An 11619-nucleotide genomic window follows, 5' to 3' on the forward strand; every position below is an offset into this window, starting at 1 on the left:
TTTTTTATGGATGTAGCCCGGCATAATGCCGATTTTGCACTCTTCCGGCGTAATGACGCCCGGGCAGTTCGGACCGATGAGGCGCGTCTTTTTGCCCTCCATGTACCGTTTCACTTTCACCATATCAAGCACCGGAATGCCTTCGGTGATGCAAACAACAAGGTCGAGTCCCGCGTCGACCGCTTCCATGATGGCATCCGCAGCGAAGGCCGGCGGAACGTAAATGACCGAGGCGTTCGCGCCTGTTTTTTCGACCGCTTCGGAAACGGTGTCAAACACCGGCACGCCTTCGACTTCCGTGCCGCCTTTGCCCGGCGTGACGCCGCCGACGATGTTCGTCCCGTACTCGATCATCTGCTTTGTATGGAACAGCCCTTGCGAACCGGTAATCCCTTGTACGATCACTTTCGTATCTTTATTGACAAAAACGCTCACGTGTCTCCCTCGCTTTCTTAACGTACTAGCTCGACGATTTTTTGTGCTCCGTCCGCCATCGATTCGGCCGCAATAATGTTTAAGCCCGACTCTTGCAAAATCTTTTTCCCAAGCTCAACGTTCGTTCCTTCAAGTCGGACGACAAGCGGAAGCGTCAAACCGACTTGCTTCGTCGCCGCGACGATGCCGCTCGCGATGACATCGCATTTCATAATGCCGCCGAAAATGTTGACGAAAATGCCTTTGACGTTCGGGTCGGACAAAATGATTTTGAACGCTTCCCTTACTTTTTCCTCGCTGGCGCCGCCGCCGACATCGAGGAAGTTGGCCGGCTCGCCTCCGTAATATTTGATGATGTCCATTGTCGCCATCGCCAAGCCGGCGCCGTTGACCATGCAGCCGATGTTGCCGTCAAGAGCGATGTAGTTCAAGTCGTATTTCGACGCTTCGACTTCTTTCGGGTCTTCTTCATCCAAGTCGCGGTATTCAAGGATGTCCGGATGGCGGTATAAGGCGTTTGAATCGAAATTCAGCTTCGCATCAAGCGCCATCACTTTGCCGTCGCCGGTGACGACAAGCGGGTTGATTTCGGCGATCGAGCAGTCTTTATCGACAAACACTTGGTACAAGCCCATCATAAATTTGACCGCTTGGTTGACGAGATGCTTCGGAATGTTGATGTTGAAAGCCAATCGGCGCGCTTGGAACGCTTGGAGCCCGACGGCTGGATCGATGTATTCTTTAAAAATTTTCTCCGGCGTTTTCGCCGCCACTTCTTCGATTTCCGTTCCGCCTTCTTCCGACCCCATTAACACGACGCGCGAGGTGGCGCGGTCGACGACAAGGCCGATGTAGTATTCTTTTTGGATGTCGCACCCTTCTTCAATCAACAGCCGTTTCACTTCTTTTCCTTCCGGGCCGGTTTGATGGGTGACGAGCACTTTGCCGAGCAATTCGCTGGCGTATGTACGGACTTCCTCGAGCTTTTTGCCACTTTCACCCCGCCCGCTTTGCCGCGCCCGCCGGCATGAATTTGCGCTTTGACGACACACACCGGCGCGCCGAGCTCTTTCGCCGCTTCGACCGCTTCATCCACCGTGAACGCGACGCGGCCGTTCGGCACGCTCACACCATAGCTTCGCAAAATTTCTTTTGCTTGGTATTCATGAATGTTCATGCGCCAACCTCCTATGTATAAAATCAAAAAAGTCTTAGCGCTTTCATTTTATACCTAACATTTCGCGCTTGTCCACCGTTTCGCCGCAAAATTAAGAAAGCGGGGAATAGGAAAATTACCCCTTCCCCGCTCTTTCTCCTTTCGCTTCCTGATCAAGCTGATACAAAAACGCGAACAATTCAGCCACTAAGGCGTACAGCTCCTCCGGGATCATTTCGTTGATCTCCACTTTCCCCAGCAGCTCAACAAGCGTCGGATCTTGGCGAATCGGCACGCCGTGCTCGCGGGCGGCGGCGATGATCGCTTCGGCGACCTTGCCAACCCCTTTCGCCTTGACGATCGGAGCTGCGTCAAGTGCCGCATCGTAAGACAAGGCGACTGCTTTTTTCCGCTCCTCGTTCATGCTTGGCAATCCACCTCGCTGCAACTGTCGGCAAACAGAAAAACGGAAGGCGGAGGAGGGGCGGAACGCGTTGCCTTTACATCAATGCCTGAAAGCGCATAGCCGTGCGCCTGAAACCGCTCTTTGACAAGCGGAGCCATCCGAGCGGCAGCAACCGCCAACCGCGGATCATCGTGAAAAATGGAGATGTGGACGATCCGTCGTTGCACGCGCATATCAACGATCACCTCTCCCAGCTCTTCAAGCGTCAGGCAACAAACAATGCGGTTGTAATCGGCATCAAGCGGCCCGCCTTGTTTCCTCCTTCCTTGCCAGCACACAGCAAAATCGCTGCTGCGGCCGCCAAGCGGCAATGGAAACGAAATCCATACGTGCTCAATGAGCCCATCGCCGCCAGCAGCGATGGCCATGCCATCGAGCTGGTCGAGAATCGCTTCGGCCGCCCTCTTGGCCCCTTCGCTCCCCGATTCATGAAGAAAGCGAAGAAGCAGCCGTTTCAACGACGGGGCGGAAGGCAAATCCTCGATTTTCCCGACACGGACGAGCGCCGCCTCATCCTCAAGCCCAAGCCGCACGGCCGCTCGCCTCAGCCAGCAAAACAGCGACAGCGCCGGATCTCTCGTCGCTCGAGCGGCCGCCCACAACTTCGCTTCCGCGGCGGGCAGCGCTCCGCTTTGATAGGCAGCATCGAGAGCGGCCCACCGTTCCACAAACGCCTCCTCGTCCGTCAAGCCGAGCTGCCGAATGATATCGGCAAACCGGCGGCATTGCATCGCCTCCCGAAGCGCCAAGCGGCGGTCCTCCGGCAACGGGGCGAGCCCAAGGCGGGCAAGAAGCGCGCGGGCCGTTTCGGCCTCTTCCTCCCCTGACAGCAACAAACGCACGGCCGCCTCGTAAGCGGACAGCGGCGGTGAAAGAAACTTCTCCATCACCCGGATGAGCTCAAGCGCCGCCGGATGGGCGGAAAGGGCGGCAATGGCCGCTTTCAGTTTCCCCAAACCCTCAGCGAGCGACACCCCGGTTTTGGCTGCCCATAGCGCGCGAAACACGGCTGAAGAGAACGGCAGCCGGCGGCGAAACAAATGGGCGAGCACGTCTTCGGCCGCGTCCGGCTGGCCGGTCTCTTTCACCGCTTCAGTCAGTGCGGCAATTTCCTCTTTCGTTGCAGCCGCGCCAGCTTTCAGCGCTTGGCGGAGCACCGGCAGCGCCGCATCCGGCAGTTTCCACGCTTTTTGCCACCGGCGCACCGCCTCTTCACCTGACGGAGCAGACGCCGGTTCGGAAAGGGGAATGGCTTTCCAATAAATTGTTCCTTGTCGTTCGTGAATTTCAAACAAATACAAACGTCCGACGGCAAGCGGTGCCTCCAAACGGGCGCGCACAAGCTGTCCGCCAGCGCGGACGAGCGCCGCCCGCTCCTCGGTTTCCATCTCCTCGACCCGCTCCACTCGGCCGACGACGGCCTGCCCCGGCTGAAACCGCCGGCTGGATGTCGCGTCGCGGACAGCGGTCGTTGGCATCGTCCGCTCCATGCGCTCGACCATTTCGTCCCATCCCTTCTTCTAGAGCTGCTCGCTCGCCTCGAGCACCTCCCTCACCGGTGCGAACGAACGACGGTGCTCAGGCGTAACGCCGTAGCGGCGGATCGCCTCGAAATGTTCCGGCGTTCCGTAGCCCATATGGCGCGCGAACCCGTATTGTGGATAGCGGCGATCCAGTTCTTTCATCCACCGGTCGCGCGTCACTTTGGCGATGACCGACGCAGCAGCGATCGAAGCGCTGTTGGCGTCTCCTTTTATGAGGCGCTGTTGCGGCAGTGGGCACGGCACCGCCATCGCATCAACAAGCAAATGTTCAGGCGGCGGGGAAAGGGCGTTCACCGCTTTCGCCATCGCTTGCCTTGTCGCTTCGTAAATATTCCTTTCATCGATCTCCGCCGCGCTGACGATGCCGATGCCGATGGCGACGGCGCACGCTTCAATTTGCGCAAACAATGCCTCGCGCTTTTCCGGCGTCAGCCGCTTCGAGTCGTCAAGCCCCGGCAAATAGGCGTCTTTCGGTAAGATGACCGCGGCGGCGACGACCGGGCCGGCCAGCGGGCCGCGCCCGGCCTCATCAATGCCGGCGATCCGTCTAACGCCAGCGGCGTATAGTTCCCGCTCATAACGCATCAGTTCTTCCCACCGCTGCTCGATGGCGTGCCGGCGCGCTTTCTGCCTTTCAAAACGGGCAAGAAGCGCCTGCACGCTTTTTCGCTCATCCTGCCGCAGCATCTCCCAGCGCGGGTCGTCCTCGCCAAGCTTCGGAAGCAGCGCTTCAATGTCTTTCACCGTATACCGCTTCATGCTCCTCTCCCTCTTCTACTTATACTATCGGCTCTGTTTGGCCGACCGTAAAGCGCCGCCGGCAAAAAAACGCCCGCCGGACGCGCTACGTCCGTGAAGCGGGCGTTTCAAAGCTTAAGCGGCCTAATTTTTCCGTGCGGATGTCATACAAAACGATGTCAGCCACTTTATCGTAGTCAACAGCGCCGCCTGACGTCAAGCAGCCGCGCCGCCTTCCGATGGCGTCAAACAAGGCGACAATGTCATCCGGAATGTCATCAAGGCCGTAGCGCTCCGCAAGCCGGTTGGGATAGTGGGTCGACAAAAAGCGGAGCGCATAGACGGCGACATCCTGCAAGTTTAAAATTTCGTCCTTAATGGCCCCGGTCACCGCCAACTTGTAGCCCACGTCCTCATCCTCAAATTTCGGCCATAGGATGCCTGGGGTATCAAGCAGCTCCATTTCTTTGCCGACTTTAATCCATTGCTGCGCTTTTGTCACCCCCGGCTTGTCGCCGGTTTTCGCGATATGGCGGCCGGCGAGCCGGTTGATCAGCGTCGACTTGCCGACGTTCGGGATGCCGACGATGAGCGCCCGAACCGGGCGCGGGTTTTTAATCCCTTTCGCCCGCATTTTCTCGAATTTGTCTTTCACCATCTCTTTCGCTGCCGCCGCGATTTGCCGGACTCCTGTTCCGCTTTGAGCATCGATGGGCAAAGCCAGCCGCCCTTGATCGTGGAAATAGCGGATCCACTGTTCGGTCACCGCCTCATCGGCCATATCAGCCTTATTGAGCAAAATGAGGCGCGGCTTTTGTCCGAGAATCTCGTCGATCATCGGGTTGCGCGAGGACATCGGCACACGGGCGTCAAGCAGCTCAAACGCTACGTCGATCAACTTTAATTTTTCTTGCACTTCCCGCTTGGCCTTCGCCATATGGCCGGGGAACCATTGAATCACTGTCATTGGCATCACCTGCCTCGTTTATTTCACAATCCGGGCGTCAGAAAGCGGCCAATACACAAGATTCGCCTTGCCAACGACTTTTGACATCGGAATGAAGCCGATATGGCGGCTGTCTTTGCTGAAACGGCGATTGTCGCCCATGACAAACAAATGCCCCGGCGGCACCGTGCTTCGCCCGGTCAGTTCCTCCAAAGTGAACGATTCCGTCAGTGGACCGCCGTCGGACAACTGCTTTTTATACTCGTCCAAATACGGCTCTTCATACGGCTTGCCATTGATATAGAGCGTATCATTTTTGTATTCAATTCGGTCGCCCGGCAGGCCGATGACTCGCTTAATATAGTCTCTCCCTTCTTCAGCGTGAAAAACAATGATATCGAAACGGTGCGGCATGCCGATTTTATACGCCAGTTTATTGACGATCATCCGCTCATGGTTATGTAATGTCGGCATCATCGAATAACCGTCGACGATGATCGGAGCGAAAATAAAGTAGCGGATGCCCCCGGCGAGCAAGACGGCAACGACGATCGCTTTCATCCATTCGCGCCATTCGCTTTTTTTTCTGTTCCATTGTCCACCCACCTAAATCAAAGTTTGCAGTCGTGGATCACGACCGTAATCATCATTGGCGGTAGTGAAAAAAGGAGCTTGAAAGCAAGCTCCTTTTCCGCTGTGATCCACCGTTGTCCATTATTGCGCTGCGTTCGTATTTTCCTTGATGCGCGCCGCTTTGCCGCGAAGTTCGCGCAAGTAGTACAATTTCGCGCGGCGGACTTTCCCGCGGCGGATGACTTCCAGCTTGGCGATTTTCGGCGTATGCACCGGGAATGTGCGCTCAACGCCGACGCCATAGGACACTTTGCGGACCGTGAACGTTTCGCTGATGCCCGCTCCGCGCCGTTTAATGACGACACCTTCAAACACTTGGATGCGTTCGCGGTTGCCTTCGACGACTTTCACATGAACGCGCACCGTGTCGCCCGGGCGGAAATCCGGCAAATCCGTCCGCAGTTGTTCTTTCGTAATCTCTTGGATTAAATGATGCATCATGATCCACTCCTTCCACAGATGTTCATGCCAATGATCTCTTCATTGCAGCGGAACATCGTTTTCCATCCTCAAGCCAATCGCTTAAGGTCACACAAAAGACATGATAGCATAAACGGTTGACTCAGGCAATAGCTATTCGCGCTCCTTTTCCCACTCTTTCAGCCATTGCTTTTGCTTGTCTGTAAGCGGATATTCATCGAGCAAGTCCGGACGGCGCAAAAACGTGCGCCGGAGCGATTCCTTCTCGCGCCACTCGGCGATGAGCTGATGGTTGCCAGAAAGCAGAATATCCGGCACTTTCATGCCGCGGAAATCGGCCGGTCTTGTGTATTGCGGATACTCAAGCAGCCCGGAGCTGAACGAGTCATCGACCGGCGACGCCTCATTGCCGAGCACCCCGGGGAGAAGACGGACGACGCTGTCGACAATGACCATGGCGCCGAGTTCCCCACCTGTTAAAATATAGTCGCCGATCGAAATTTCATCGGTTGCTAAATATTGGCGGATGCGTTCGTCATACCCTTCGTAATGGCCGCAAATGAGCACCAAATGCGTTTCTTTCGCCAGCTCTTCCGCCTTTTTTTGCGTGTAGCGCTCGCCTTGCGGGCAAAGCAAAATGATGCGGGCGCCAGGCGATCCAGCCGTCACGTGTTCCACCGCGTCAAAAATCGGCTGCGGCTTGAGCACCATGCCGGCGCCGCCGCCATACGGATAATCGTCGACCGTTTTATGCTTGTTGTCGGCAAACTCGCGAAAATCAATAAGGCGGATGTCGACGGCCCCTTTTTCTTGCGCCTTCTTTAAAATCGACTCGCTCAACACCCCGGAAAACATGCCGGGAAACAACGTTAAAATATCGATCCGCATCACTCGAGCAGCCCTTCCATCGGCCGGATGATGATCGTTTTCCGCTCCGGATCGACGTGCAAAACGACCTCGTCAATGTACGGAATGAGCGCTTCCGATCCGTCTTCGCGCCGGACGACCCAGACGTCGTTCGCCCCTGGAGTCAAAATTTCCTTTACCGCGCCGATGGTCTCCCCGCCTTCTGTCACGACAGTGCAGCCGATGATCTCATGGAAATAATATTCCCCTTCCGCGAGTTCGCCGAGCTGGCTTTCCGGCACCTTCAGCATCGCTCCCTTAAACCGTTCCACATCGTTGATGCTGTCATAGCCTTCAAACGACAACAAGTCAAACGATTTATGGACGCGGTGGCTTTTCACCGTGACTTCAATCGGTTCCGTGTCCCGTTCGCGGAAAATGTACAGCTTGTTTCCTTTTTTATACCGTTCTTCAGGAAAGTCGGTGCGCGAAATGACGCGCACTTCGCCGCGAATGCCGTGCGTATTGACAATTTTTCCGACATTAAACCATCGTTCCATCGCGTTCATCCCTTCTTAGCGAATCTCTTTGACGACGCCGTCTTCAATGATGATGGCGCGCGTTTTTGTCACCTCTTCCCAACGGTCGCCGACGTTCACCTCAACGAGCGCCTCGACTTCCCGCTCTTTCAATTCGCTCCCTAACGGTAGCATATGTAATTGTTCGAGCTGAAACTCAAGCAGTTTCATTTTCTCCATCCGCTCGTCGATCTCTTTGGCAAAATATTGTTTCACTAAAGCGGGCGGATAGTTTCCGCTTTTCTCCATTCGTTTCTGTTCAAAACGAAGCTGGTCGCACTCGCGCTCGAGCTGCTGCTTGCGCGCCAAAAACGCGGCGGCAAGCTCTTGTTTGCTCCGTTCGGTGACGATTTGCCGCACCTCAACCGTTTGAATGAGCTTCATCCTCTTCCCCCTTTTGACACGGAATGAACGGCACCCGGGTCATTTTTGCGCCCTTTGGCATCATATCAAAAAAGGGAGAGGAACATCCTCACCCTTTGTCTTTCACTTGCACAACAACCCGCTTTGGCGATCCGGCCGCGGCGGCGGCAACGACCGTGCGAATCGCCTGGATCGTCCGCCCTTGTTTGCCGATCACTTTGCCAGTGTCGTCTTCATGCACGGACAGCTCATAGATGACGGCCGTCTCTTCTTCGCGGCGCTCAACCGCCACCGCCTCCGGATGATCGACAAGCGCCTTGACGATCGTTTCAATGAGCGGCTTCATGTGCATCTCGCTTATTTGCCGTATTTCAAGTTATGGAACTTCTCTAAAATGCCTTGCTTCGACAGCAAGCTGCGCACCGTATCCGATGGTTTGGCGCCGTTTTGCAGCCATTTGAGCGCCAATTCCTCATCAATTTTCACTTGCGCCGGCTCAGCGACCGGATCGTACGTGCCGATCGTTTCGATAAAACGACCGTCGCGCGGCGAGCGCGAATCAGCTACCACGATGCGATAGAATGGTTTTTTCTTTGTTCCCATGCGTTTTAAACGAATTTTTACTGCCATAGTCAGTACGCACCTCCGTATAGAGTTCACACAAGATAGTATATTAACAATTCTTTTTCCGTTTGTAAAGGTTTTTCGCTTAACAGATCTTCATTTACATAAATGGAAAACGGAATCCTTTCTTTTTCCCTTTTGGCATATTCGTCATCATTTTCATCATTTTTTTCATCTCGTCAAATTGCTTCAAAAGCCGGTTTACTTCCTGCACCGTCGTGCCGCTTCCTTTGGCGATCCGCTTTTTGCGGCTAGCGTTGATGATTTCCGGATGCGTTTTCTCTTCTTTCGTCATCGAGCGGATGATCGCCTCAACGCGGGCGATTTGCTTTTCATCGACTTGGATGTTGGCGAGCCCTTTGATTTTGTTGGCGCCCGGCAGCATTTTAATCAGTTCGTCAAGCGGTCCGAGCTTGCGCACTTGGCCGAGCTGCTCCAAAAAGTCGTCAAGCGTGAAGGTGGCCGTGCGCATTTTTTGTTCGAGCTCCTTCGCCTTCTCTTCGTCGACGGCCGCCTGCGCTTTTTCGATGAGCGTCAGGACATCGCCCATGCCTAAAATGCGCGACGCCATTCGCTCCGGATGGAACGGCTCCAAAGCGTCAAGTTTTTCGCCCATCCCAGCAAACTTGATCGGCGCTCCGGTGACGGCGCGAATCGACAGCGCCGCCCCGCCGCGCGTGTCGCCGTCCAGCTTCGTCAAAATCACCCCGGTGATGCCGAGCTGCTCATGGAAGCTTTGTGCGACATTGACGGCATCTTGCCCGGTCATGGCGTCAACGACGAGGAAAATTTCATCCGGCTTGACCGCTTCTTTCATTTGCTTCAGTTCATCCATGAGCGCTTCATCAATGTGGAGGCGGCCGGCTGTGTCGATGAGCACGTAATCATAATGCTCTTCTTTCGCCCGCTCGAGCGCCTGTTTCGCGATTTCAACCGGATTGGCGTGCTCGCCTAACGAAAAGACAGGCATGTCGAGCTGCTTGCCAAGCGTCTCAAGCTGTTTGATCGCCGCCGGGCGGTAAACGTCGGCAGCCACCAGAAGCGGCTTCCGGTTATGCCGTTTGCGCAGCAAGTTGGCCAGCTTCCCGGTGGTCGTCGTTTTCCCGGCCCCTTGCAACCCGACCATCATCACAACGGTCGGCGGTTTCTTCGCGACAGCGATTTGGCTTTGCTCACCGCCCATTAACGCCGTCAGCTCTTCCTTGACGATTTTGATCACTTGCTGGCCCGGCGTTAAGCTTTTCATCACTTCCTGCCCGACAGCCCGCTCGCTCACCTGTCTGATGAAATCTTTGACGACTTTAAAGTTGACGTCAGCTTCCAAAAGCGCAAGGCGCACTTCGCGCATCATCTCTTTGACATCCGCTTCGGTGACTTTCCCTTTGCCGCGGATGCGGTTCATCACCTGCTGCAAACGTTCAGACAGTCCTTCAAACGCCATGGCGGCCACCCCCTTTTTTAATCAAGTTCGTCAAGCTCGCGGACTAGCGCCGCCAATTCGGCGTCAGCACCGTAGTGCCGGCTGATGTAGTCTTTCAGCCGCTCGATGATCTGCCGCCGCCGTTCATATTTTCGCAGCAGCCCGAGCTTCTCTTCATACTGCTCCAGCATCGCTTCTGTACGCCGGATGTTATCGTACACCGCCTGGCGGCTCACCTCATATTGTTCGGCAATTTCCCCGAGGGAGTAGTCGTCCAAGTAGTAAAGCGCCATATAGTTGCGCTGTTTCGGCGTCAACAGCGCTTGGTAAAAATCGTATAAATAGTTCATGCGCATCGTTTTTTCCAGCACCGGACTCTCCCTCCCTCATTGTTAAGTAAAATACCTTTACAAAAATGTAGTGTACCTTCTTTTCGGCAAGGTGTCAAGGGATGGAACGGACAAAGGGCTTATCGGTTACACCCCCGTGGACGTAACAACAAAGGGCGCTCCATTGGTTTTGGAGCACCCTCTGTTGACTTTTTTATGATTCCAGCAAATCAGCAAACAATCCGTAGACGTACTGTTCTGGATCGAACACTTGCAAATCGTCCATCTTCTCGCCGAGGCCGACGAGTTTCACCGGGATGGCCATCTCGTTGCGAATGGCAAGCACGATGCCGCCTTTCGCCGTTCCGTCGAGCTTTGTCAACACGATGCCGGTCACATCGGTCGCTTCTTTAAACAGCTTCGCCTGACTCATCGCATTTTGCCCGGTCGTCGCATCAAGCACAAGCAGCACTTCATGCGGAGCGCCCGGGATTTCGCGGCTGATGACGCGCTTCACTTTTTCAAGCTCTTTCATTAAGTTCACTTTGTTTTGCAGCCGCCCGGCTGTGTCACACAACAACACGTCAACGCTACGTGCTTTTGCCGCCTGAATGGCGTCGTACATAACGGCCGCCGGGTCGGAGCCGGCCGCCTGCTTAATGACATCGACCCCAACGCGTTCGCCCCATACTTCCAACTGCTCGATCGCTCCGGCGCGGAACGTGTCGCCTGCGGCCAAGAGCACCGATTTCCCTTCCGATTTCAGCTTATGCGCCAGTTTTCCGATCGTCGTCGTCTTGCCAACGCCGTTGACGCCGACGAACAATATGACCGTCAGCCCTCCTTCTTGCATATTCAAGGCGGAAAGCTCGTTGTCATCGGCGCCGGCGCGGTAAATGTCAATCAGTTTTTCCGCGATCACGTCGCGCATTTGCGCCGAATCTTGAATGTTGCGGCGCTTCACTTCCATTTTCAGCTCATCGACAAGTTCCATGACGGTCGTGACGCCCACATCGGCGGCGATCAAAATTTCCTCAAGCTCTTCAAAAAACGCTTCATCCACTTTCCGATAGCGGGCGATGAGGTCGTTCACTTTCCCGGCGAGCGAATTTCGCGTTTTT

The 11619-nt window shown here is 55.2% G+C and carries 15 protein-coding genes and 1 pseudogene; all 16 read right to left on the reverse strand.

Features of this window, described 5'->3' with window-relative positions; translation table 11 throughout:
• A partial coding sequence (locus I656_RS01150; RefSeq protein WP_020756713.1) for a CoA-binding protein occupies window positions 1-435 on the reverse strand: 435 nt, incomplete at its 3' end.
• 17 nt (window positions 436-452) lie between these two features.
• Window positions 453-1612, reverse strand: a pseudogene (gene sucC / locus I656_RS01145) (ADP-forming succinate--CoA ligase subunit beta).
• Window positions 1613-1727: 115 nt separating this feature from the next.
• Window positions 1728-2015 (reverse strand): EscU/YscU/HrcU family type III secretion system export apparatus switch protein, encoded by a 288-nt coding sequence (locus I656_RS01140; protein WP_033006714.1) that lies wholly within the window; start codon window positions 2013-2015, stop codon window positions 1728-1730.
• Window positions 2012-3559, reverse strand: a complete 1548-nt coding sequence (locus tag I656_RS01135; RefSeq protein ID WP_020756716.1) for a flagellar hook-length control protein FliK — start codon at window positions 3557-3559, stop codon at window positions 2012-2014. Before I656_RS01135 ends, I656_RS01140 begins: the two co-directional genes overlap by 4 nt.
• 18 nt (window positions 3560-3577) lie before the next feature.
• The gene (locus I656_RS01130; RefSeq protein ID WP_013523388.1) at window positions 3578-4360 is read right to left on the reverse strand and encodes a ribonuclease HII; all 783 of its coding nucleotides are present in this window, start codon (window positions 4358-4360) and stop codon (window positions 3578-3580) included.
• 85 nt (window positions 4361-4445) lie between these two features.
• Window positions 4446-5312, reverse strand: coding sequence for a ribosome biogenesis GTPase YlqF (gene ylqF / locus I656_RS01125; RefSeq protein WP_013145770.1), 867 nt, complete (start codon window positions 5310-5312; stop codon window positions 4446-4448).
• Window positions 5313-5324: 12 nt separating this feature from the next.
• Entirely contained in the window at window positions 5325-5846 is a 522-nt protein-coding gene (gene lepB / locus I656_RS01120; RefSeq protein ID WP_033006717.1) for a signal peptidase I, read from the reverse strand.
• Window positions 5847-5999: 153 nt separating this feature from the next.
• Window positions 6000-6356 (reverse strand): 50S ribosomal protein L19, encoded by a 357-nt coding sequence (gene rplS, locus I656_RS01115; RefSeq protein WP_013145772.1) that lies wholly within the window; start codon window positions 6354-6356, stop codon window positions 6000-6002.
• Window positions 6357-6491: 135 nt separating this feature from the next.
• Window positions 6492-7226, reverse strand: a complete 735-nt coding sequence (trmD, locus tag I656_RS01110; RefSeq protein WP_011230701.1) for a tRNA (guanosine(37)-N1)-methyltransferase TrmD — start codon at window positions 7224-7226, stop codon at window positions 6492-6494.
• The gene (rimM, locus tag I656_RS01105) at window positions 7226-7744 is read right to left on the reverse strand and encodes a ribosome maturation factor RimM (RefSeq protein WP_013145773.1); all 519 of its coding nucleotides are present in this window, start codon (window positions 7742-7744) and stop codon (window positions 7226-7228) included. The genes trmD and rimM overlap by 1 nt, the downstream gene beginning before the upstream one ends.
• Window positions 7745-7759: 15 nt before the next feature.
• Window positions 7760-8146 carry a YlqD family protein gene (locus tag I656_RS01100; protein ID WP_011230699.1) on the reverse strand — a complete coding sequence of 129 codons (387 nt, stop codon included), beginning with the start codon at window positions 8144-8146 and terminating at the stop codon, window positions 7760-7762.
• An 88-nt stretch (window positions 8147-8234) separates the two neighbouring features.
• Window positions 8235-8471, reverse strand: a complete 237-nt coding sequence (locus tag I656_RS01095; protein ID WP_011230698.1) for a KH domain-containing protein — start codon at window positions 8469-8471, stop codon at window positions 8235-8237.
• A gap of 11 nt (window positions 8472-8482) precedes the next feature.
• Entirely contained in the window at window positions 8483-8755 is a 273-nt protein-coding gene (gene rpsP, locus I656_RS01090; protein WP_011230697.1) for a 30S ribosomal protein S16, read from the reverse strand.
• A 94-nt stretch (window positions 8756-8849) separates the two neighbouring features.
• Complete coding sequence (gene ffh / locus I656_RS01085; RefSeq protein ID WP_011230696.1) at window positions 8850-10190, reverse strand: signal recognition particle protein; 1341 nt, start codon at window positions 10188-10190, stop codon at window positions 8850-8852.
• Window positions 10191-10207: 17 nt separating this feature from the next.
• Complete coding sequence (locus tag I656_RS01080; RefSeq protein WP_013523384.1) at window positions 10208-10540, reverse strand: putative DNA-binding protein; 333 nt, start codon at window positions 10538-10540, stop codon at window positions 10208-10210.
• Between the two features lie 172 nt (window positions 10541-10712).
• Window positions 10713-11619 (reverse strand): signal recognition particle-docking protein FtsY (ftsY, locus tag I656_RS01075; protein WP_020756725.1); only part of this gene is annotated, 907 nt, incomplete at its 5' end.

This window comes from Geobacillus sp. WSUCF1 (assembly GCF_000422025.1).
In the GTDB taxonomy this organism is placed as follows: domain Bacteria; phylum Bacillota; class Bacilli; order Bacillales; family Anoxybacillaceae; genus Geobacillus; species Geobacillus zalihae.

What these genes read in the sequence shown, in the direction of transcription:
- I656_RS01095 (WP_011230698.1), bottom strand. Translation starts at nt 8,471, where the DNA reads ATGAAGCCGCTCATTGAAACGATCGTCAAGGCGCTTGTCGATCATCCG.
- rimM (WP_013145773.1), bottom strand. Translation starts at nt 7,744, where the DNA reads ATGGAACGATGGTTTAATGTCGGAAAAATTGTCAATACGCACGGCATT.
- rpsP (WP_011230697.1), bottom strand. Translation starts at nt 8,755, where the DNA reads ATGGCAGTAAAAATTCGTTTAAAACGCATGGGAACAAAGAAAAAACCA.
- rplS (WP_013145772.1), bottom strand. Translation starts at nt 6,356, where the DNA reads ATGCATCATTTAATCCAAGAGATTACGAAAGAACAACTGCGGACGGAT.
- I656_RS01135 (WP_020756716.1), bottom strand. Translation starts at nt 3,559, where the DNA reads ATGGTCGAGCGCATGGAGCGGACGATGCCAACGACCGCTGTCCGCGAC.
- I656_RS01140 (WP_033006714.1), bottom strand. Translation starts at nt 2,015, where the DNA reads ATGAACGAGGAGCGGAAAAAAGCAGTCGCCTTGTCTTACGATGCGGCA.
- ylqF (WP_013145770.1), bottom strand. Translation starts at nt 5,312, where the DNA reads ATGCCAATGACAGTGATTCAATGGTTCCCCGGCCATATGGCGAAGGCC.
- lepB (WP_033006717.1), bottom strand. Translation starts at nt 5,846, where the DNA reads ATGAAAGCGATCGTCGTTGCCGTCTTGCTCGCCGGGGGCATCCGCTAC.
- I656_RS01100 (WP_011230699.1), bottom strand. Translation starts at nt 8,146, where the DNA reads ATGAAGCTCATTCAAACGGTTGAGGTGCGGCAAATCGTCACCGAACGG.
- ffh (WP_011230696.1), bottom strand. Translation starts at nt 10,190, where the DNA reads ATGGCGTTTGAAGGACTGTCTGAACGTTTGCAGCAGGTGATGAACCGC.
- trmD (WP_011230701.1), bottom strand. Translation starts at nt 7,226, where the DNA reads ATGCGGATCGATATTTTAACGTTGTTTCCCGGCATGTTTTCCGGGGTG.
- I656_RS01130 (WP_013523388.1), bottom strand. Translation starts at nt 4,360, where the DNA reads ATGAAGCGGTATACGGTGAAAGACATTGAAGCGCTGCTTCCGAAGCTT.